This is a genomic window from Myxococcus dinghuensis (assembly GCF_024198235.1).
GTDB lineage: Bacteria > Myxococcota > Myxococcia > Myxococcales > Myxococcaceae > Myxococcus > Myxococcus dinghuensis.
The window spans coordinates 376934-397945 of sequence record NZ_JAKCFB010000003.1 but is presented as its reverse complement, the minus strand read 5'-3'; the positions used below and the strand labels follow the sequence as shown (position 1 = coordinate 397945).

Annotated in this window: 20 protein-coding genes; 10 read left to right on the top strand and 10 right to left on the bottom strand. The window is 70.2% G+C overall.

Going from position 1 to position 21012, the window contains the following annotated elements; translation table 11 throughout:
- Nucleotides 1-61: 61 nt before the first annotated feature.
- Entirely contained in the window at nt 62-697 is a 636-nt protein-coding gene (locus tag LZ198_RS06560; RefSeq protein ID WP_253971015.1) for a hypothetical protein, read from the bottom strand.
- Nucleotides 687-2324 carry a glycosyltransferase family 4 protein gene (locus LZ198_RS06555; RefSeq protein WP_253971014.1) on the bottom strand — a complete coding sequence of 546 codons (1638 nt, stop codon included), beginning with the start codon at nt 2322-2324 and terminating at the stop codon, nt 687-689. Before LZ198_RS06555 ends, LZ198_RS06560 begins: the two co-directional genes overlap by 11 nt.
- Nucleotides 2325-2432: 108 nt before the next feature.
- Here LZ198_RS06555 and rfbB point away from each other — a divergent pair, with 108 nt between their 5' ends.
- The 4 genes from rfbB to rfbC are packed head-to-tail and all read left to right on the top strand — an operon-like array spanning nt 2433 to nt 5804.
- Complete coding sequence (rfbB, locus tag LZ198_RS06550) at nt 2433-3458, top strand: dTDP-glucose 4,6-dehydratase (protein WP_253971013.1); 1026 nt, start codon at nt 2433-2435, stop codon at nt 3456-3458.
- 4 nt (nt 3459-3462) lie between these two features.
- Complete coding sequence (locus LZ198_RS06545; RefSeq protein WP_253971012.1) at nt 3463-4365, top strand: SDR family oxidoreductase; 903 nt, start codon at nt 3463-3465, stop codon at nt 4363-4365.
- 15 nt (nt 4366-4380) lie between these two features.
- Complete coding sequence (gene rfbA, locus LZ198_RS06540; protein ID WP_253971011.1) at nt 4381-5262, top strand: glucose-1-phosphate thymidylyltransferase RfbA; 882 nt, start codon at nt 4381-4383, stop codon at nt 5260-5262.
- Nucleotides 5259-5804, top strand: a complete 546-nt coding sequence (rfbC, locus tag LZ198_RS06535) for a dTDP-4-dehydrorhamnose 3,5-epimerase (RefSeq protein WP_253971010.1) — start codon at nt 5259-5261, stop codon at nt 5802-5804. Before rfbA ends, rfbC begins: the two co-directional genes overlap by 4 nt.
- A gap of 12 nt (nt 5805-5816) precedes the next feature.
- On the opposite strand, the gene LZ198_RS06530 is transcribed toward rfbC, so the two are convergent.
- The 3 genes from LZ198_RS06530 to LZ198_RS06520 form a co-directional block, all read right to left on the bottom strand.
- Nucleotides 5817-6197: a GFA family protein gene (locus LZ198_RS06530; protein ID WP_253971009.1), complete on the bottom strand. Its 381-nt coding sequence runs from the start codon at nt 6195-6197 to the stop codon at nt 5817-5819.
- 22 nt (nt 6198-6219) lie between these two features.
- Nucleotides 6220-7089, bottom strand: coding sequence for an EamA family transporter (locus LZ198_RS06525; RefSeq protein ID WP_253971008.1), 870 nt, complete (start codon nt 7087-7089; stop codon nt 6220-6222).
- Between the two features lie 75 nt (nt 7090-7164).
- A complete protein-coding gene (locus LZ198_RS06520) occupies nt 7165-7605 on the bottom strand; it encodes an SRPBCC domain-containing protein (RefSeq protein WP_253971007.1) in 441 nt (146 codons plus the stop codon).
- Nucleotides 7606-7654: 49 nt separating this feature from the next.
- Here LZ198_RS06520 and LZ198_RS06515 point away from each other — a divergent pair, with 49 nt between their 5' ends.
- A complete protein-coding gene (locus LZ198_RS06515; RefSeq protein WP_253971006.1) occupies nt 7655-7984 on the top strand; it encodes a helix-turn-helix domain-containing protein in 330 nt (109 codons plus the stop codon).
- Here the strand turns inward: LZ198_RS06515 and LZ198_RS06510 are convergent.
- From LZ198_RS06510 to LZ198_RS06495, 4 genes are read right to left on the bottom strand one after another with little or no spacing between them, the layout of a single operon-like run.
- Nucleotides 7950-8765 (bottom strand): AAC(3) family N-acetyltransferase, encoded by an 816-nt coding sequence (locus LZ198_RS06510; RefSeq protein ID WP_253971005.1) that lies wholly within the window; start codon nt 8763-8765, stop codon nt 7950-7952. The genes LZ198_RS06515 and LZ198_RS06510 overlap by 35 nt on opposite strands.
- 40 nt (nt 8766-8805) lie before the next feature.
- The gene (locus LZ198_RS06505; protein ID WP_253971004.1) at nt 8806-10686 is read right to left on the bottom strand and encodes a serine/threonine-protein kinase; all 1881 of its coding nucleotides are present in this window, start codon (nt 10684-10686) and stop codon (nt 8806-8808) included.
- 33 nt (nt 10687-10719) lie between these two features.
- Nucleotides 10720-11715, bottom strand: a complete 996-nt coding sequence (locus tag LZ198_RS06500; protein ID WP_253971003.1) for a tetratricopeptide repeat protein — start codon at nt 11713-11715, stop codon at nt 10720-10722.
- The gene (locus tag LZ198_RS06495; protein WP_253971002.1) at nt 11705-13264 is read right to left on the bottom strand and encodes a PEGA domain-containing protein; all 1560 of its coding nucleotides are present in this window, start codon (nt 13262-13264) and stop codon (nt 11705-11707) included. Before LZ198_RS06495 ends, LZ198_RS06500 begins: the two co-directional genes overlap by 11 nt.
- 220 nt (nt 13265-13484) lie before the next feature.
- Here LZ198_RS06495 and LZ198_RS06490 point away from each other — a divergent pair, with 220 nt between their 5' ends.
- Entirely contained in the window at nt 13485-14561 is a 1077-nt protein-coding gene (locus tag LZ198_RS06490) for a YihY/virulence factor BrkB family protein (protein WP_253971001.1), read from the top strand.
- A 126-nt stretch (nt 14562-14687) separates the two neighbouring features.
- Nucleotides 14688-15146 (top strand): RrF2 family transcriptional regulator, encoded by a 459-nt coding sequence (locus LZ198_RS06485; RefSeq protein WP_253971000.1) that lies wholly within the window; start codon nt 14688-14690, stop codon nt 15144-15146.
- A 73-nt stretch (nt 15147-15219) separates the two neighbouring features.
- On the opposite strand, the gene LZ198_RS06480 is transcribed toward LZ198_RS06485, so the two are convergent.
- A complete protein-coding gene (locus LZ198_RS06480) occupies nt 15220-16818 on the bottom strand; it encodes an ABC-F family ATP-binding cassette domain-containing protein (RefSeq protein WP_253971107.1) in 1599 nt (532 codons plus the stop codon).
- A 212-nt stretch (nt 16819-17030) separates the two neighbouring features.
- On the opposite strand from LZ198_RS06480, the gene tgt reads away from it, so the two are divergent.
- From tgt to LZ198_RS06465, 3 genes are all read left to right on the top strand, one after another.
- Complete coding sequence (gene tgt / locus LZ198_RS06475) at nt 17031-18200, top strand: tRNA guanosine(34) transglycosylase Tgt (RefSeq protein ID WP_253970999.1); 1170 nt, start codon at nt 17031-17033, stop codon at nt 18198-18200.
- Nucleotides 18197-19048 carry an MnmC family methyltransferase gene (locus LZ198_RS06470; RefSeq protein ID WP_253970998.1) on the top strand — a complete coding sequence of 284 codons (852 nt, stop codon included), beginning with the start codon at nt 18197-18199 and terminating at the stop codon, nt 19046-19048. The genes tgt and LZ198_RS06470 overlap by 4 nt, the downstream gene beginning before the upstream one ends.
- Before the next feature lie 1139 nt (nt 19049-20187).
- Nucleotides 20188-21009 carry a hypothetical protein gene (locus tag LZ198_RS06465; protein ID WP_253970997.1) on the top strand — a complete coding sequence of 274 codons (822 nt, stop codon included), beginning with the start codon at nt 20188-20190 and terminating at the stop codon, nt 21007-21009.
- The last annotated feature ends 3 nt before the right edge of the window (nt 21010-21012 follow it).

Genomic DNA, 21012 nt, shown 5'->3' with positions numbered 1-21012 from the left:
TTGTCGGGCCCCCGACTTCGCTCGCCGTCTGGCGTGCCGACGGAGTGCTCTGCTCAGCGGTTCATCGACGACCGCCGCGCCCCCGTCCTCCAGCACGTGCGCCACGGCCCTGACGGTTCACCGGCCCTCCGGGCTCGGGCGGTGGGGCGCGTGTCGAGGCACCATCGGGAGGCTGTGTGGCCGTGGGCGCGCTGCCGTGGTCGGAGGCCCCGGCGGGACTCGTGTCCGGTGATGCCTCTCGCGTGGCCACACGCCCGAGCGCCGCGGCTTCGATGTTCGCGAGGCGGCGATCCATCTCCTGCCGCCAACTGGCCTGGGCTCGTGCGTGCTCGCGCTGCACGTCGTGGATGGTGGCGAGCGCGTCGAGGATGGACTCGTTGAACTCGACCTGCTTGCGCAGGGCTTCGTTGATGAAGGGCTGGAAGAGGAGGCGGAAGGCGCGCTTGGCCAGGACGAGCGCGGGGCCACTGAGCCCCCCGCGATGCGAAGTCACCGGCCCCGCGTAGCGGCTGTCCATCTTCCCCCGTGCCTCCTGGAGAAGCGCGGGCCACGGCGCGGGTGGGCTGGCGTTCGCGGACCGCTCCAGGGTGTGTCGCAGCGCCTCGGCTGCTTCCGGTGAAGGCGCGGGGAGTCTCCGGGTCTCCTCCGCCACGGCCTCGGCCGTGGGGCTGGTGGTCAGCAGGTCTTCAGCGCGCAAGGGCCGCACCTCGTGAAGAGGAAAGGGCGTTCAACAGGGTTTCCACGGCGGAGTCCAGCCGTGACGAGTCCATGGGCACGAGCCGCGCGCCCAGGTGTTGCCGCGCGGCCTCCAACGCAGAAGGAGCGTCCGACGGCTCGAAGACGCCCCAGGCCCGTGGGCCGACGCGCGGCGCGAGCGCCTGGGCCGTCAGCGTCTCCGCGCCCAGCAGGACCACCTTCCCGGACGAGACGCGGACGGCGCTCTCGAGCGAGGACGCGCCGGGCAGGGCGCCCACGCCCCGTCCCACGGGCTGGTCCGGCGTGAAGTGCCACACCGGGACTCCTCCCACCTCCGTCGTGGTGCGCGGTGCTCCGGAGGACGGCGTGCCCCTCGGGCTCAACGCGAGCACCCGCGCGCCGGGCAGGCGCTCCGCCAGTCTCCGGGTGAGCTGGGTGGCTGCATCCCGAGGGCGCACCGTGAAGCCTGGGCACACCAGCTCCACGCTTGCCTGGACCGTAGGCGCAGGCTCTGGCGCACGCCGCGCCGCGAGCACCTCGTCGAAGGCCTCTCGCACCCGCCGGGCCACGAGGTCCTGGGAGAGCGTGGTCAGGTGTCGACGCTGCGCCTCGAGGACCTGCGCGCGCAGCGAGGGTCGCCTGTCCAGGACGGCGAGCAGCTCCGCGACATCCTCCGGTGCGTCGGTCAGCGTGGCGAGCCCGGCTCCGCCCATCGTCTCGGGAACGGCCGCCGCGCCGTAGGCGACCACGGGCACGCCCCGGTACATGGCCTCCAGGAGGGGCACGCCGAATCCCTCGTGCCGGCTCATGGACAGGTAGGCCGACGCCGTGGCGAAGCACGCGGACAACTGCGCCGCGCTCACGCGTCCCAGGAAGTGGACGCGCTCCGCGCCGAGCACGTCCTTGAGTCCGTGCAGAGAGGCGCCATAGGCGCCGTCACGGTGCAGGTATCCCGCGACGACGAGCCGGCTGCGCGGTTGGTAGAGCCGCTGATACGCCGTGAAGACGCGCAGCACGTCATCCACCTTCTTGCTCGGCACCGCGCGGCCCACGAAGAGGATGTTGGCGCAGCCATCGGACAGCTCCGCCTGGAGCGCGGGGTCCGCGGGGGCGTCGAAGGCCGTCCAGTCGATGGCGAACGGGAGCAGGGAGACGGACATGAAGCCCGCCGCCGTCAACTCCTCCGCGCTGAAGCGCGAATACGCGAAGCCATGGTCCACGAGCGGACGCAGGGCGAGCAGCTCATCGCGGGCCGCGTCGCAGGCGGCGGCGACCTTGCGCTCGAACCCCTCGAACAGCCGAGCAGGCGTTACGTTGTGGTACACGAGCAGCTTGCGACCGGGCGTGCGAGCGATGAGTGGCACCAGGCGCGACTCGAAGCTGTGGTGGATCACCCAGACCGTGTCATCCGTCGCATCGCGGGCGCAGTCGCGCACGTGCCGGACCTGGTCCTTGCACGCGTCGTCCCAGTCCTCGGCGTAGATCTCCGAGGGATGACCCCACTGGCGCAGCAACCCCTGGAGGTAGCGCACCTGGTTGCCCACCGCGTCGCCCCAGGCGAGACGTGGCAGGAGCTGGTGGATGGCCCGAGGCCCCGACGTCGGGGGGCTGCGTCGCTGTGTCCTCACGCCTGGGTCCCTTAGCCCCGCGAGAGGGTGCACACAAGCCCGGCCTCCCTGGTGTAGAACCCCTCGGCGACGGGAGGCCCCTTCCCGACGATTCGAGGCTCGCGGCACATGAACGTATTGGTGACAGGAGGCTGCGGCTTCATCGGCTCCAACCTCGTGAGGTACCTGCGGCGCGAGCGACCCGACTGGACGGTCGTCAACCTCGACAAGCTCACGTATGCGGGCAACCTGGAGAATCTGTCCGACCTCGAGGGCGACCCCCGCCATGTCTTCGTCCGGGGCGACGTCGGCAACCGGGAGCTGGTCGAACACCTGATGGCGAAGCACGCCGTCGACGCCGTCCTTCACCTGGCGGCAGAGAGCCACGTGGACCGCTCCATCCTCGGGCCGGAGGTGTTCATCACCACCAACGTGCTCGGCACCCAGCAACTGCTGGAGGCGAGCCGCGCGCGAGGCGTGAAGCGCTTCGTCATGGTGTCCACCGACGAGGTCTACGGCTCGCTCGGCCCCACGGGGGCCTTCACCGAGTCCTCGCCCCTCAAGCCCTCCAGCCCGTACTCCGCCAGCAAGACGAGCTCCGACCTGGTGGCGCTGGCGTACCACCACACGTTCCACATGGACGTGGTGGTGACGCGCTGCTCGAACAACTACGGGCGCTACCAGTTCCCGGAGAAGCTCATCCCGCTCATGGTGGTCAACGCGCTGCACGACAAGCCGCTGCCCGTCTACGGCGACGGCGCCAACGTGCGCGACTGGCTGCACGTCGAGGACCACTGCCGCGCGCTGCTGCTCGCGCTGGAGAAGGGCCGGGCCGGCGAGGTCTACAACATCGGCGGTGGGGCGGAGCGGCGCAACATCGACATCGTGAAGGCCATCCTCGGCCTGGTGGGCAAGCCGGAGAGCCTCATCCAGTACGTGAAGGACCGGCCCGGGCACGACCGGCGCTATGCCATCGACCCGTCGAAGAGCCGCGCGGAGCTGGGTTGGACGCCCGTGCACACCTTCGAGCAGGGACTGGCGGACACGGTCCACTGGTACCTGGAGCACCGCGCGTGGTGGGAGCGGGTGACGAGCGGCGCGTACCAGCGGTACTACGAGACGCAGTACGTGCACCGCCTGCAGGGGAGGGCGTGACGCCATGCGAGTGCTCGTCACGGGCTCCAACGGGTTGGTGGGCAGCCGCGTCTGCTCCCTCTTCGAGAAGGGCGGCCACACGGTGGTGGGGCTGGGGCGCGGCCCGCGGCGGACGGGGGGCGAGTACGGCTACGCGTCCGTCGACCTGACGCGCGAGGCGGACGTCGCCAGCGCGCTGAAGGCCGCCGCCCCCGACGTCGTCATCCACTGCGCCTCCATGACGGAGGTGGATGCCTGCGAGAAGGACCCGCAGGCGGCGTACGCAGGCAACGTGAATGCGACGGCCGCCGTGGCCCGGAGCGCGCAGGCGGCCGGGGCGCACCTGGTCCACGTCTCCACCGACTACGTCTTCGACGGCGAGGCGGGACCGTACGACGAGGCCGCGGTGCCCAACCCCCGCGGCGTCTACGCGGTGACCAAGCACATGGGGGAGCAGGCCGCGCGGGTGCTCGCGCCCGGCTGCGCCATCGCGCGCACGGCGGTGGTCTATGGCTGGCCGCCCGTGGAGGGCCGGCTCAACTTCGGCGCGTGGCTGGTGACGAACCTGGAGAAGGGCCAGCAGGTGAAGCTCTTCGAGGACCAGGTGGTGTCGCCGAGCCTGGCGGACAACGTGGCCGCCATGCTGGTGGAGCTGGGCGAGCGGAGGCTGGGCGGCACCTGGAACACGTGCGGCGGCACGGTCATCGACCGGGTGGGCTACGGCCGGGCGCTGTGTGACGTGTTCGGGTTCGACGCGGGGCTCATCGTCCCCACGCGCATGGCGGAGCTGAAGCTGCCCAGCCCCCGGCCACTCAAGGGCGGGCTGAAGACGGACAAGGCGCGGACCCAGCTCGAGGCGAAGCCGCTGGAGCTGGCCGAGTCGCTGGCGCGCTTCCACGCGACGTGGAAGGCCGCGCGCGGACACTGACTCGCAGAGGTGACAATGAAGGGCATCATCCTCGCTGGCGGTTCGGGCACGCGGCTGTACCCGCTGACGCGCGTGGTCAGCAAGCAACTGCTCCCCGTGCACGACAAGCCGATGATCTACTACCCGCTCAGCACGTTGATGCTGGCGGACATCCGCGACGTGCTCGTCATCTCCACGCCCCAGGACCTGCCTCGCTTCCGCGAGCTGCTGGGGGACGGCGCGCAGTGGGGCATGCGCTTCCAGTACGCGGAGCAGCCCCGGCCGGAGGGGCTCGCGCAGGCGTTCGTCATCGGTCGGGACTTCGTGGGCTCGGACACGGTGTCGCTCATCCTGGGCGACAACATCTTCTACGGCCACGGCCTGAGCGCGCTGGTGCGCGAGGCGGCCCGGCGCACCTCGGGCGCCACCGTGTTCGGCTACTACGTCAAGGACCCGGAGCGGTACGGCGTGGTGGAGCTGGGGCCGGGCAACCGCGCGCTGAGCATCGAGGAGAAGCCCGTCGCGCCGAAGTCGAACTACGCCGTCACCGGGTTGTACTTCTACGACAACCAGGTGCTCGACATCGCGGCGGGGCTCAAGCCCAGCAAGCGCGGCGAGTTGGAGATCACGGACGTCAACGCGGAGTACCTGCGGCGCGGCCAGCTCGACGTGGAGCTGATGGGTCGCGGCTACGCGTGGCTGGACACGGGCACGCACGAGTCGCTGATGGAGGCGTCCAACTTCATCGAGATCATCGAGCGGCGGCAGGGGCTCAAGGTGTCGTGCCCGGAGGAGATCGCCTTCCGGATGGGCTACATCGACGCGGCCCAGTTGCGGGCGCTGGCGGAGCCCATGCGCAAGAACGAGTACGGCCAGTACCTGCTGGCCCTGGCGGAGAATCGGGGCGCGGTGTCATGAAGGTCATTCCGCTGGAGATTCCGGAGCTGCTGCTCATCGAACCCAAGGTGTTCGGGGACGACCGGGGTTTCTTCATGGAGCTGTTCCACGCGAAGCGGTACGCGGACGCCGGCATCGCCGGGCCCTTCGTGCAGGACAACTACTCCCGCTCCACGAAGGGCACCGTGCGCGGGCTGCACTTCCAGGAGCCTCAGGGACAGGGGAAGCTCGTCCAGGTGCTCGCGGGCGCGGTGTACGACGTCGCGGTGGACGTCCGCCGGGGCTCGCCCACGTTCGGTCGCTGGGCGGCGGTGGAGCTGTCCTCGGACAACCGGCGGCAGCTCTGGATTCCACCCGGCTTCGCGCACGGCTTCTGCGTCGTGAGCGAGTCGGCGGACTTCCATTACAAGTGCACCACGCTCTACGCGCCGGAGATGGAGCGCGCCGTCGTGTGGGACGACCCGGACCTGGCGATTCCGTGGCCGGTGAGCGAGCCGCTCATCTCCCCCAAGGACGCGCGCGCCCCCCGACTGAGGGACGCGACGGTGCTCCCGTCCTACTGAGCCGGCGTCGGCCTACCGCGGGTTCTGCGGCAGTCCGTCGACGAGCTCGTAGTAGTCGCCCTTGTCCGCCACGAAGATGTGCTTCTCCACGTGGGTGCCCGTGGGCGTGTCGAACGCGCCCATCGCGATGGCGATGAAGTCCCGGTGCACCGGGTCCCAGAAGAGGCTGGCGCCGCAGACGGAGCAGAAGCCCCGCCGGACCTTCTCGGACGAGTGATACCAGGTGACCTTGTCCTCACCGTGGATCGTCACCGCCGAGCGGGGAAGGTCGGTGGAAACCCAATAGTGGCCGGACGACTTGCGGCACAGCGTGCAATGGCAGGCGTCCGGCGGCTTCAGCGCCTGGGTGACTTCGAACCGGACGGCCCCGCAGAGACAAGACCCCTTGTGCATGAGCGCTCCCTTTGGGGGGAATCTAGCGCTGGCGCGCCGAGGCCGCGCTACCGACGGACGCCGAGATGATGAGGCCGACGGCCACCCATTGGGTGACGGAGAGCTGCTCCGCGAGGAACACCCGGCCCGCGAGCGCCCCGAGCGCCGGTTCCAGGCTCATCAGGATGCCGAAGGTGCGCGTGGGCAGCTTCTTGAGGGCGAACATCTCCAGTGAGTAGGGCAGGGCGCTCGAGAGGATGGCGATGCCCAGCGCGGGGAGCATCAACGACGGATTGAGCAGCGCGGTGCCCGCGCTGGCGACCCCCACCGGCACGGCGACCAGGGCCGCGACGAGCATGCCCAGCGAGGCCGCGGTGCCGCCGTGGACGGAGGCGCCGGCCTTCTGTCCGAAGAGGATGTAGAGCGCCCAGCACGTCCCCGCGACGAGCGCCCAGGCCACGCCCACCCAGTCGAGGGTCCCCGACGCGCCGGAGAGTGGGAGGATGAGCAGCACGCCGGCGATGGCGAGCAGGGCCCACACGAAGTCGATGGGGCGGCGGCTGGAGAGGATGGCCACCGCGAGCGGCCCGGTGAACTCGATGGCGACGGCGATGCCCAGCGGGATGCGGGCCAGCGCCAGGTAGAACGTCAGGTTCATCACCCCGAGCGACGCGCCATACACGACGATGGCGCGCAGCTCCTGGCGCGTGAGGCGGTGCCGCCACGGGCGCCAGAAGGCGAGCAGGATGAGCGAGGAGAAGACGAGCCGCAGCGCCGTCGTCCCCTGGGCGCCCACCATGGGAAACAGCCCCTTCGCGATGGAGGCCCCCACCTGGATGGAGCCCATCGCGGCGAGCAGCAGGGGGATGGCGACGGCGATCGGGCTGGGTCGCTTCGGGTCTTGCGACGACATCGCGCGCACCTTGTCACGTCCGGGGACGGGACCCCAGGACGAACCGCGACGCGGGGAGGGCGCCCGAGCGGCCGCTCAGAAGGCTCCTCCCGCTCGCAGGTTGATGCCGTGCTCGAGGTACGCCTTGAGGCACAGCATCATGTGCATCCAGCCCCCGCAGTTGTCGTAGGACGCCGCCTGCCCGACAGGGTCTTCCCGCCAACCGGACTCGCTCACCTGCACCAGCGTGTTCTTCGCGTCGATGACCTTGAACTTCATCTCCACGCGCGTGTCGTAGCCCCCGCCCGCGGCCTCCCACTCGAAGACGATGCGCTCGTCCTGGCGCACCTCCCGGACGACGACGTCGTGCTCGCCAGGGACCTCCGCGAAGCGCCACTTCACCGTCGTCCCCTCGATGAGCGGCGCGCTGGCCGCCTGGACGAAGTAGCCGCTGAGCTTCCTGGGATTCACCACGGCGTCGAAGACCTCGGACACCGGCTTCTGGACCTTCAACTGCACCTGGAACTTCAACTCCATGGGGGCCTCCGGGCTTGGGTCCTGCGTCGATATGTTGTAGTTTTATAACATGTCGAAGGTCGCTCGGGACGACTTGATCTTCAAGGCGCTGGCGGATTCGCGGCGGCGGGAGATCCTCGACCTGCTCCGCGACGCGCCCCGGACGACGGGGGCGCTGTGCGAGCACTTCGCGGCGTCACTGGACCGTTGCACGGTGATGCAGCACATCGGCGTGCTCCAGAAGGCGGAGCTCGTCATCGCCGTGCGCGAGGGGCGCACGCGGTGGAACTATCTCAACGCCGCGCCCATCCAGGAGATTCGGGACCGGTGGCTCTCGCCGTATTCGGTGGAGGCGGTGGGGGTCCTCACCCGGCTGAAGCGGGACCTCGAAGGGACGTGAGGCGCGCGTGGGCGGGGATGCTGGCGTGCGCGGCGTCGCACTCCTCGCAGCCGGTCGCGGGCGCGCAGAGGAAGGCGAGGGGCTCGCGGGAGAGCTGCTCCACGGCGACGGCCACGAGGTCCCGCGCGTCGCACAGGCGCGCGTCCGCGTGGCCCACCTTACCCTCCCGCTGGAGGCCTCGCGCGCGGAGCCAGTCATCCGCCAGACGGAAGCCCTGGCAGCAGTGGTCGGTCTCGGCGATGGGCACCGAGCAAGCGACGCCGTCGACCTCGACGACACATGGATGGGAGACCGAGTACGGCACGCCGGCCAGGGCCTCCGCGAGGTGGAGCGTCGTGTCCTCGCCGTGGCTCACTCCGAGCAGGAGCACCTGGCCCCCGAGGTCATGCACGTGGCCCACGGGGCTGTCGGGGCCGTGCGGAGGGGAGAGGGGTTGGGGGCGGCAGATGGCCTCGGCGTGAGGCCCCTCGGCGGCGAACGAGCCTCCCGGGTGCGTGCTGCGCACGACGCCCGGCTGTCGCCAGAAGAGCTCCGCGGTGATTCCCATGTCCGAGGTGGGCGTCGTGCGCGGGTCGAACACGCTCTCACCGTCCGTCATCGTGGGCATCACCAGGGTGCCCATGTCGCCCAGCGCCGCGCGGAGGGCTCGAATCAACCCGAGCGGTCCTCCCTCGACGGGGCGCACGGCCCTGAACGCGGTGTGGACCAGGAGCACGCCGCCCTCGCGGACTCCGAGCGCCCGGAGCTGCGCCACCACCTCGTGTCCGCCGACCTCGTTCATCCTCGTCTCCGGAAGGGAGGCCGCCTGGGGGCCGCGTCCTTCAGTCGGACACGTCGGGCGGCAGCATCCGCTTGCATCGCTGGAGGCCACGCTGGGCATCCGCGAGCTGAGGGTAGTCCTTCCTCAGCGCCTTGTAGACGCCGATGGCCTGCTCGCAATTCCCGTCGTTCTCCTGCGCGCGGGCCCGCGCCAGCCGCTTCGACGCGTCCTCGATCTTCGTGCCCAGCTCCGCGAGCTTCGGCTCGACGGCATCCAGGCCCAGGCTGCGCGCCAGCGCGAGCTTCTCCGAGGCCTTCGCCAGCTCGCCGTCGTTGAAGTCGTCGCTGATCTCGATGAGGCGGTCCTGGGCCTTCTCCAGGCGGCGGTCCATGGCCGGGTCGGCGGCCTCGGCCACGTCGGAAGGCCTCGGGTCCACGGGCTGCACGGGGGGAGGGGGCCTGGGCGCGCCCATGGGGTGGGGGACTGGCGGGCGGTCGTCCAGGGGCGGCGGAGGGTGCCCATGCCCCGGCGGTGGAGGTCCACGGTCGGGTGGCGGGGCCGGTTGGGCGCCCGTTCCCAGCAGGGATGTGAGGCGAGGGGGCTCCTGCGTCGGGCCCGTGCTTCGCATCACGACGACCGCGATACCGCCCAGCAGCAGCGCGCCCGCGATGCCCAGTCCCAGCATCCACCCGCCACGCGAGGAGGGGGGCGCCGCGTAGGGGGACATGGCATGCGCCGTCTTGTTGAAGCCGCCCGGCCCCACGCGGAGCCCGGTGTCCGGCGCGCCCGGCGAGGGCTGCGTCAGCGGAAGGGGCGCGACCCGGCCCGTGTCGTATTTCCCCGGGTCCACGGTGGACGGAGCGGGCGTCGCCGCGCCGCGGAGCATCGTGTCCTCGGTGCCGTCGCCGTACAGCATCGTTCCGGGGCGCGACTGTTCGGCGGTGCCCGCGCGCACGGCGGGGCTGACGCCGCTGATGGGCGGCCGTCCCGTCATGGTGGGGAGGGCGTTGCTCAGGTCGACGGCGAAGGCCTCCATCGTGGTGTAGCGCTCCACGCGCTTCTTCGCGGTGGCCTTCTGGATGACGGCGTCGATGGCGGGCAGGTCCAGCTCCGGCACCACGTCCACCAGGCGGGGAATGGGCTGGTGGACCTGCTTCTGCATGATTTCGGCGACGCTCGCGCCGTCGAAGGGCTGCACGCCGGTGAGCAGCTCGAAGAGCACGACGCCCACCGCGTACACGTCCGCGCGGGCATCCACGTCCAGGCCCATGGCCTGCTCGGGCGACATGTACCGGGGCGTGCCCGCCACCGCGCCCTGCGCCGTCAGCCGCGTGGCGCCGTCGATGATGCGGGCGATGCCGAAGTCGAGCACCTTCGCGTGCCAGCCGCGCAGGCCCTGCCGGACCATGACGTTCTCCGGCTTCAGGTCCCGGTGGACCACCCCGCGCGCGTGGGCGAAGGCCAGCACGTCCGCCACCTGGAGGATGATGTCCCCGGCCTCGTGCACGTTCAGCCGGCCCACGGACGCCAGCAGGTGCTTGAGGTCATCGCCCTCCACGTACTCCATGGAGAGGTAGAGGCTGCCCTCGTCGTCCTGCCCGAAGTCGTGCAGCGTCACCGCGTTGGGGTGCGCGACGCGCGCGTAGCTCTTCGCCTCGTTGAGGAAGCGGCGGGCCACGTCCGGGTCCATGGACAGGCCGCTGTTGAGGAACTTCATCGCCACCTGCTGGCCGATGCCCACCTGCTCCGCGAGGTACACGGAGCCCATGCCGCCCTGGCCCAGCCGCTTCAGCACGCGGTAGCGGCCCGCGACGACCTTCCCGAGCATGCGGTCCACGGCGGGCTCCGCGACCTTCAGGAGCTCCGTGCCCCCACAGGACGGGCACACCCCGTTCAACGCTTCGTGCTGCGTCTCGCATCGCTGGCAGATGAAGAGCGCCATCCAGGTCCTTCCAGGCAAAGAGGTCGGCCCGCGTCAGCGCGACGCGGTGGGGGGGTAGCGCTGGAAGAGCAGCCGCTCGAGCTCCTTCGCGCCCGCCTCGGGGGACGTCCCCTGCGCCACCGCGACCCGCAGGAGGTCCGTGCGCGGGTCGTTGGGCAGCTCCTGCTCCATCATCGCCAGCGCGCCCCCGAGGTCTCCGGCGCGCTGCAGCGCCGTGGCCCGCCAGACCTTGTACTCGCTGCGCTCGGGGGCCGCCGTGGTCGCCCGGGCGAACTGCTCCTGCGCCCGGTTGGCGTCACCCGTCTGGAGCAGCACCATCCCGTCGAGGAAGGGCGCCTGGGCGTCCGCCTGGGCGACGGGCTCGCCCGTGTCCTTCGCCAGGTCCAACAGCTCCCGCGCCTCGCGAAGCTGGGTCACCGGGACGGCCTCGCCCGCCAGCGCCCGCTGGTGCAGCTCGCCGGCCGTCGCGCGGCACTGCGCGCTCAGCCGCTGGCCCATCTCGCCCAGGTCCGCGCCCAGGTAGCCCTCCGCCACGAGCGTGCGCAGCGCCTCCCCCGCGGAGTCCGCGCCCCGCAGCTTCCGGGCCTCCAGCGCCTCGAAGAAGCCGGCCTTCAGCTCGACGTGGCGCGCGGTCAGGTCCGGCGGCACCTTGTTCTTCTTCTTCTTGCGCGCGGCCTTCAGTTGACGCTCGCACAGCTCCAGCTCGCCCTGGGCCTTGCGCCGCTCCTGGACGTCCGGCGCGCTGCGCAGCCACGCCTTGTACGCCGCGCATGCCCCCGCGGTCTCCTTGGCGCCCATGCGCGCGCGCGCCAGCCCCAGGTAGGCGGGCAGGAGGGTGGGGTTGGCCCGGGTGGCCTGGAGCAGGAGCCGCGACGCGTCCGCGTACTTGCGCTTGTTGTAGAGCTTCGTGCCCTCGGCCACGAGCGCGTCCGCGTTGCCCACCGAGGGGCCCACCAGCGGCTGGGCCCAGGCCGCGCCACACACCAGCACCACCCACGTCATCAGCAGTCGGCGCGTCTCAGAACGCATAGCCCACCCCTCCCCGGAAGTTGCTCGTCCCGGCGATCTTCGACAGCAGGGAGAAGCCCCGCTGGTACGCGACCGACGCGTACAGCCCCTCGTAGATGAAGACGCGCGCGGTGGCCTGTCCGCCCGCGTGCACGTCGATGGCGTACAGCCCGTCCTTGAAGCGCGGCGAGAGGCCGGAGCCGTCGTCCTCCTCCTCCATCAGCGCGCCGCGCACCTCGACGCCCGCCTGGATGGCGAACGACACGGGCCCCAGCACGTAGCGCAGCTGCGGCTGCAACGCGCGCAGCGACAACATCTGCACCTTGGTGTCGAACTGCGTCAGCCCGTCCACGCCGGGGCCCTGCACGCCCGCCGGGACGTTGACCCCCACCGTCCACACGTCCGCCGTGGAGTACCAGGTGGTGCCCACGAACATGACGCCGAAGTACTGGCCGTAGTGGCCGTACTCGAGCCCCAGCCCGCGCATCTTCCGCTTGCCGGGCGAGCGCACGTTCTGGGTGCGCACCGCGTCCAGGCCGCCGTTGGAGCCCATGGGCCGGGTCTCCAGCGTGTCGGACGTCAGCGTCGTGAACTCGTAGGAGGCCTCCAGGTAGCTGCGGCGCGCCAGGGTCGCCTCCTGGCGCCGACGCATGGCCAGCTTGAAGGCCTGCATGGAGGTGGGCTTGAGCGCGCGCTCGAGCGTGTACGTGGCGCCCGGGGCGATCTCCGCCTGGACCTCCTGCGGCTCGTAGCCCTCCAGCGCGAGCCGCAGCGTGCGCGTCCCGGGCTGCACGCCCCGGTCCACCGCGTCCGCGCCCACGCGCTCTCCGTCCACGTAGATTTCGGTGCCCTCCGGGAGCGCCTTCACCACCAGCCGCGCGGGCACCTTCTCCAGCGACGGCTTCAGGGCGACGTGCTCGCGCGAGGCGACGACGCGCGTCTCCTCGCGGGGCAGGTGCGACGCCAGCTCGAAGCGGAAGGTGTGCTCGCCCGGCAGCACCTCCGTGGAGTACGGCGTCACGCCCACCTTCACGCCGTCGATGAACACCGTGGCGCCCGAGGGCTCCGTGTGGGCCTCCACCGTGGCGTTGAGGGACAGGAACTTCACCAGCGCGCCCGCCAGCGCCTTGTCGAACGACGGGTTGCTCGTCTCCGCCTGGGCGCGCGCGCCCGTCTCCGGTCGCACGCTGCTGGCCCGGAAGCGATAGCCCGCGTCGTCCTGGCCCACCTGCAGGAGCACCACGCGCTCCAACCCGAGCGACGTCAGGTAGGCCTCCAGCGGCTCCCGACAGCGCGCGCCCCCCGCCAGACACGACAGGTCCCCCGCGCGGCCCTTCAGGTGGGTCGCCAGCGCCGCCGACCCGATGAGCTGCCGGGGCTTCACGTCCTCCGGCAACAACCCGGCGATGCCTTCCTCCGTGCGCTTCACCAGCGAGTCCTGGCCTGGGTACATCGGCTGAACGAGCCACAGCGTCTGCGCGGGAGCCTCCGCGCGAGGGGAGGCCGTGGTGCCTGGCGTGGCGCTGGCCACCAGGGCCAGGCTGACACTCAGGAGAGAGGCAACGAACATTGCGTCCTCGGGGTGGACTTGGGCGTGTGTCGGTGAACGCTCGGTTGCCCGGGTAGGTCAGGGGCTCGACGTCCCCTGTTTCTTACTGGATGGAATGTTTTTCAGGAAGACGCTCGCCTGGGGGAGGGCCGTCCCGGAGCGGGTGCGACCCGGGGGCGGCTCCGGCAGGCGGGGTACGTGCCCATCCTTCCCCTGGTCTCACCGTGTGTGTGGAGGCGAGATGGTGCTCCCTGGCAAGGGGATGGGGTGGCTGGAGTTCTTCAAGCTCCTCAAGGAGGAGTGGACGCGCGACGACGTCGGGGACGTGGCGGGGGCCTTGACGTTCCGGGCGATCCTCGCCCTGTTCCCCTTCCTCCTGTTCCTGGTGTCGTTGGCGGGAGTGCTCATCGACCCCAACCAGGCCCAGGTGCTCATCCACGAGCTGGGGAAGGTGGCGCCCAAGGAGGTCACGACCATCCTGGGGCAACGCATCCAGTCGCTGGCGGACAGCAACCCGGTGGGGCTCCTGACGGTGGGCGGCGTGGGCGCGGTGTGGGCCGCGTCGGGGGGCATCGTCGCGTTGATGGTCGCGCTGAACACGGCCTATGGCGTCGAGGAGACGCGGCCGGTGTGGAAGCTGCGGCTCGTCGCGGTGGCGACGACGTTGATGGCCGCGGTGGTGGCCATCGTCGCGGCGCTGGCCGCCGTGGTCACCCCCGCGCTGGCGCGGAAGCTGCCGGAGCCGGCGTCCTCCATCGCGCAGTGGCTGAGGCTCCCGGTGGCGGGGCTGCTGATGATGTTCCTCTGGGCGATGCTCTATTACGTGCTGCCCAACGTGAAGCAGCGGTTCCGCTTCATCACCCCGGGCTCCGTGGTGGGCGTCATCATCTGGGTCGTGGCGTCGTGGGCCTTCTCCAAGTACGTGGCCAACTTCGGCAAGTACGACGTGAACTACGGCGCCATCGGCGGCGTCATCGTGCTGCTCTTGTGGATGTGGCTGTCGTCGCAGGTGGTGCTGCTGGGCGCGGAGATCAACGCCCTCCTCGAGCAGCGCTCTCCGGAGGGGAAGGCGCCGGGGCAGCACTCACCGGACGAGGGCAAGGCGGTGGTGGCCACCAAGACGGAGCTGGAGTCGGCGGGCGCGCAACTCCCCGGCTCGCGGGAGTTCCAGCCCGTGGTGGACCCTCGGACAGGGGGCCCCATGGCCGGGAACGCCCCGCCGAGGCTGGGGCAGACCCCCCTGGTGGCCGCCGCGAAGTGGGCCGCGGGCCTGGGCCTGGGGGTCTTCTTCCTCCGGCGGAGCACGTCCCAGCGCTGACGCGTCGGTCCGTCCGTTCGTCGAGCGGCCCCGGCGCGGCCGGGAAGTCGGCCCATCCCGGGTTGCACCCGGGGGCAGTGGACGATAGGTAACCCTTGACGTTCCAATCGCCTCCCCGGAGGGTGAGTGAACAGCCGATTCACCATGGCGGCGCACATCGTGGCGATGCTCGCGAAGGAGTGTGACGAGGCCCGTGAGCCCATCACCTCCGAGACGATGGCGCGCAGCATCCAGACGAACCCCGTCGTGGTGCGGCGGCTGTTGGGCGACCTGGGACGTGCGGGCCTGGTGGAGACGAAGCGGGGCGCCCGGGGCGGGGTGAAGCTGGCCCGTCGCCCGGAGACGATGACGCTCCGCGACGTCTACGAGGCCGTGGAGGAGGGCGTGGAGCTGTTCGGCCGCCACCCCACGGAGCCCTCGGCGGAGTGTGTCGTGGGGGCCTGCGTGGCGGATTACCTCGAGGGCGTCTTCGGCCGCGCGGAGGCGGCGCTGAAGAAGAGCCTGGAGGAGACCACCGTCGCGCAGATGTCCGCCGCGCTGCTGGCCCGCTTCCGCGACGCGGCGGGCGCGGGCCAGGCGAACTGAGCGACTCCCGCGGCGCCATCGCCCGCCACGGCGGACTCCCCGGAGGGAGTCGACGCCCTGGCGGACGCGGTGACTACCGGCGACGCAGCGCCGCGTCGGCGTGCTTCTCGAGGAACTCCGAGTAGGGGCCGTTGAAGTCGAGCACCTCCTGGCCCGCCTGGAGCGACCAGACGCGGGTGGCGACCTCGGAGATGAGCTCCTGGTCGTGGGTGACGACGATGACGGTGCCCTCGTACTTCTGGAGGCCGTCGGCCAGCGCGGAGATGGACTCCAGGTCGAGGTGGTTGGTGGGCTCGTCCAGCACCAGCACGTTGTCCTGCATGATCATCAGCTTGGAGAGCAGCAGGCGCACCGTCTCGCCACCGGAGAGGGTGTCCGTGTTCTTCATGCGCTCCTCACCGGAGAAGAGCATGCGGCCGAGCACGCCGGAGATCTCCTCGTTGGTGAGCTTGTCGTGCAGGTCGCGCAGCCAGCCGAAGCACGTGGTGCCCTTGCGCACCACGCCGTGGTGGTCCTGCGGCAGGTAGCCCACCGACGCCTGGTGACCCCAGCCGATCTTCCCGGAGTCCGGCTCCAACTGGCCGGCGATCATCTTCACCAGGGTGGACTTGCCCACGCCGTTGCGGCCGATGACGCACACCTTCTCGCCCTTGCACACCAGCGCGTTGAAGGGGCGGATGACCGGCGTGCCGTCGAAGGACTTGCTGATGCCCTCGATCATCAGGGTCTGCTTGCCGCTGACCACCTTCTGGTCGAAGCGGATGAAGGGCCGCGCGATGTTCGAGCGCTTGAGGTCGTCCGACTTGAGCTTCTCGATCTGCTTGATGCGGCTCTGCACCTGCGAGGCGCGCGTACCCGCGCTGAAGCGCGCCACGAAGTCCTGGAGCTGGGCGATCTTCTTCTTCTTCTCTTCCGTCTCCGACTCGATGCGGCCACGCACCTGCGCCTTCTGGCGCACCATGTCGTCGTAACCACCCGTGTACTGGATGATGGTTTCGTAGTCGATGTCCGCGATGTGCGTGCAGATGGAGTTGAGGAAGTGCCGGTCGTGGCTGATGGTGATCAGCACGCCCTCGTACTCGTGGAGGAAGTTCTCCAGCCAGCGGATGGAGTCGATGTCCAGGTTGTTCGTGGGCTCGTCGAGCAGCAGGCCCTCGGGCTTGCCGAACAGCGCCTGGGCGAGCAGCACGCGCAGCTTGAGGCCGCCGGTCAACTGCCGCATCGGGCCCTCGTGGGTCGACTCCTCGATGCCCAGACCCGCCAGCAGCGTCGCCGCGTCACTCTCCGCCGAGTAGCCGTCCTCCTCGGCGATGACGCCCTCCAGCTCGCCCAGCCGGTTGCCGTCCTCCTCCGTGATGTCGGACTTGGCCAGCAACTGGTTCTTCTCCGACATGGCCTTCCACAGGGGCCCGTTGCCCATGAGCACCACGTCGAGGACGCGGTCCTCCTCGTAGCGGAAGTGGTCCTGGCGGAGGATGCCCAGCTTGCGGGGCCGGACGATGCTGCCCATGTCCGCTTCCTCGTCTCCGGCGAGGATCTTCATGAACGTGGACTTGCCGGCCCCGTTGGGGCCCGTCAGGCCGTAGCGGCGGCCCGCGGAGAAGGTGACGTTCACCTCCTCGAAGAGCTTCTTGGGCCCGTAGGCCTTGGAGACGTTGATGACGTTGAACATGGCGGGGGCGTTGTAGCGGAAATGACGCAAGGCGGCCAAACAAGCGTGATGCCCCGCGTCCGGCCCAGGCGCGGGACATGGGGAAACGCTCGGGACGCGACGGAAAATGCCCTGGAATGCCAGGGTTTTGTGGGCCAGGACGCTCGGAGGGTGGGGGGACGGGCGACTCGGATGCGGTAGCCGGAGGGCATGACGGGTATAAGGCCCCGCCCATGGCCGTCCGCTTCGAGCTCGTCACCACCGACCCCACCGGCGCCCGCGCCGGCGTCCTGCACACCCGCCGCGGCTCCTTCAACACCCCCATGTTCATGCCGGTGGCCACGCACGCCGCCTTCCGGCACCTGGCCATGGAGGAGGTGAAGGAGACCGGCGCCAGCATCCTGCTGGCCAACACCTACCACCTGATGCTCCGGCCCGGCGCGGAGGTGTTCAAGCGCTTCGGGGGCATCCACCCGTTCATGCAGTGGGACGGCGGCGTGCTCACGGACTCCGGCGGGTTCCAGATCTTCTCGCTGCCCGAGGACCGCCTCATCACGGAGAAGGGGGCGCAGTTCCGCAGCTTCTACGACAACAGCCGGCAGCTCCTGAGCCCGGAGTCGAGCATCGCCATGCAGCAGGCGATCAACTCCGAGATCATGATGGTGCTGGACGTGTGCATCGACTCGCGCACGGACGAGGTGGGCACGCGCGAGGCCATGGAGCGCACCCACCGCTGGGCGGTGCGCAGCCTGGCGGCGAAGGCGAAGGTGGACACCGGCCAGGCGCTGTTCGGCATCGTCCAGGGCGGCGTGTTCCCGCACCTGCGCGACGAGAGCGCGGCCTTCCTCACGAAGCTGCCCTTCGACGGGTTCGCCATCGGCGGGCTGGCGGTGGGCGAGACGAAGGTGGAGCGCGAGGAGATGACCCTGCGCACCACCGCGTCCCTGCCGGCCGACAAGCCGCGCTACCTGATGGGCGTGGGCACGCCGACGGACCTCATCGAGGCGGTGCTGCGCGGCGTGGACATGTTCGACTGCATCATCCCCACGAAGATGGCGCAGCAGGGCTACGCGTACACCTTCCAGGGGCTGGTGCGCATCACCCGCAGCGTGTACCGGCTGGCGGACGAGCCGCTCGACGCGGAGTGCGACTGCTACGTGTGCAAGCGCTACACGCGCGGCTACCTGCAGCACCTGATGCGCGGCAAGCACCACCTGGGCTCGCGCTTCCTGTCCGTGCACAACGTGCGGCACTACCAGAAGCTCATGGGCCGCATCCGCGCGGGCATCCTGTCCGGGACGTACGACCAGGTGGCGCGCGAGCTGAAGGCGGCCGTCGCCACGCCCAAGGACCTGAAGGAAGAGGCGAGCGCGCGGGCCGTGACGCTGAAGGAGGTCGGGTGAGCGCCGACGCGGAGGCGAATCCCCGCGACGGGGACTTCGAGCTCGTCACGCTGCGCAACGGCTCGCGCGCCGTGCGCCACCTGGGCCACGGAGAGGTGATGCACCCCTCCGTGGGCCCGTGGAAGGAGGCGCTGGGTCTCTACGTCGAGCAGCCCCGGCTGGCCGAGAAGCTGCGGCAGTCCGGGCCGCCGCTCGTCATCCACGACGTGGGGCTGGGCGCCGCGACCAACGCGGTGGCGGCGCTGACGTGCGCGCGGGAGCTGGGCGCCGAGCGGCGGCGCCCGCTGGAGGTCGTGAGCTTCGAGGTGGACCTGGCCCCGCTGCGGTTGGCGCTTGCGGACCCGGAGGGCTTCCCCTTCCTCCAGCCGTTCCAGGAGGCGGCCCAGGCGCTGATGCGCGACGGGGTGTGGGAGGCGGACGGGCTGCGCTGGCGGCTGCACCTGGGGGACGCGGTGCCGTTCCTGGACGGGGCGCTGCCGCTGGCGGACCTCGTGTACTTCGATCCGTTCTCCCCGGCGTCGAACCCGGACATGTGGACGGAAGCGGTGCTCGCGCGCGTGCGGCGCCACTGCCGGGTGGAGGGGGAGGGGGCGCTGTTGCTGACGTACAGCGCGGCGACGCCGACGCGGGTGACGCTGCTGCTCGCCGGGTTCTTCGTGGGCGCGGGCGCGGCCACCGGGACCAAGGGCGAGACGACGGTGGCCTCCACGCGGCGCGAGGCCCTCGCCGCGCCCCTCGCCGAGCGCTGGCTGGAGCGGTGGAAGCGCTCGTCGTCGCGTGCCCCGCACGGCGCGCAGCTCACGCCGGAGCTGGAGTCCCGGGTGCTCGCGCATCCGCAGTGGCGCTGAGGGAGATTCGCGCAGAGTCTTCCCTCGGCCATGCATGGACGAGGCGTCACAAAAGGAAAGGACGCCCGCGTACGGATTCCCGCCGTCGGGGCGCCCTCCTCATCGGGGTTCGATACCCCATCGACGTCAATCCACAGTGGGGCAGGGCCCAGCGAAATCCGAGGACCCTGCCACCTGGATTGAATCACGGGCAGCCAGAGCCCTCGACCCAGCCGCTGGCGCAGCAGGCAAACGTATGCCCGTTGGTTCCCGTCGCGGTGAACCCGCAGTAGGTCTCCGACGGAGGGATCGGGATGCCGCAGACGCTCGTGGTACCGTCGCTGGCGCAATAGCCAGAGGCGCAATCCTCGTTATGCGTGCACGCGCTGCCAGGCCTCCATCCCGTGTAGCAGGTGCAGGGAGGCGGCGGACAGCTCGTGCCCGCAATCCAGCTGTTCCCACAGCAGACGTAGGAGTTGCCGTCGGTCCCCGTGGCGCTGAATCCACAGTAGGTATTTGCTGGTTCGATCGGGATGCCACAGACCCGGGTGGTGCCGTGGTCCGCGCAGTAGCCCGAAGCACAGTCTGAGTTGGACGTGCAGGGGGCACCAGCCGTGTAGCCGTTGAAGCAGGTGCAGGAGTCGAGACTTGACTGGCTATCCGTCAGCTCGGTTTTCGTTTCGGTCGAAGTTCCGCAGCCAGAAGCAACCAGCGCCAAACAAAGAAGAGTGCCTGCGATGACAGGCTGAATGACTCTCATGGGATACTCTCCGGAAGAGGTGAAGTGTTGACCAGTCGATATCAGGGCTCCTGTCGTGCATCAAATGGTTTGTTGGGTTGTCCTGGAATGAAGGGGGATCGTGGCTGCGTCGATTCAAAGTTCTGGGCCGGCCGGAAAGCGAGAGGAAGAGATCCAGTGGGGTAAGGTGCTGTCTCCCGCTACATCAGGACGCGCAAGAAATGCGCGGAGCTCGCGCTGGAATTGGCTCCAGTGTAGGGGTTGTCATCGTTGTGTTCCTCCTGAACCGATCATTCCCTTGACATGAGAAGGTAGACATTGGGGGTGTTCGTTGCCCGACAGTCCAGGGGTGCCCGCTCGCCAGGCGCCTGTGTTTGTCTTCATCTGTGGACGCACGACTGGCTGAAAAATCGTGGAGCCCATGAAGATACCCGACTGGAAACGCCCGTTGCTTGCGGTGGTCGTCTTGTCGTTGTGGTGTGGCGCGCTCGCGCCGCGAGTCGCCGGGGCGGAGGCGCCCAGCGCGGTGCAGCCCTATGTGTTGTCCGCGGCCCGGCTCTACAACGACCTCGAATACGAACAGGCGTTGGAGCAGATCACCCGGGGCAAGCGCCACTCCAAGAGCGAGGCGGACGACGTCCTGCTGTCTCTCTATGAGGGCGTCATCCTGGCGGACCTCGGGAGGACCCCCTCGTCCGACGCGGCCTTCAAGGCGGCCCTGTTCCTCCAGCCCGACGCGAAGCTCCCCCTGGCCGTCTCCCCCAAGGTCTCCGAGCGCTTCGAGACGGTGCGGGCCCAGGTGAAGCGCGAGCTGGACGCCGCCGCGGCGACGCGACGGCCGGAAACCCCCCGTCCCCCCGTCGTCGCGGCGGCGCCCCCCGATTCGACGCCCGCGCCCGTCCTCCGGGAGGACGTCTCCCGCTGGCGGCGCGCGTGGGTGCCGGCGGCGATCGGCGGTGGGCTGCTCGCGGGCGCGGGGGTGACGTTGTTGCTGTCGCGAGGCGAACACTCCCGGCTGACGGGAGAGGGCAAGGCCATCCAGACGACGGGCGACCTGAAGGACAGCGCCTCCCGTGGAAAGACATATCAGACGGTGAGCGCGGTGCTCGCCGGTGCGGGCGTGGTGGGGCTGGGCGTGGCTGCGGGATTGTATCTGCGGGGTGGCGGCTCGGGTGTCCAGCGAACGGAGCTGTCGCTGAGCACCGATGGGACCTCCGCCTTCGTCTCCGGGAGGTGGCCATGAAGG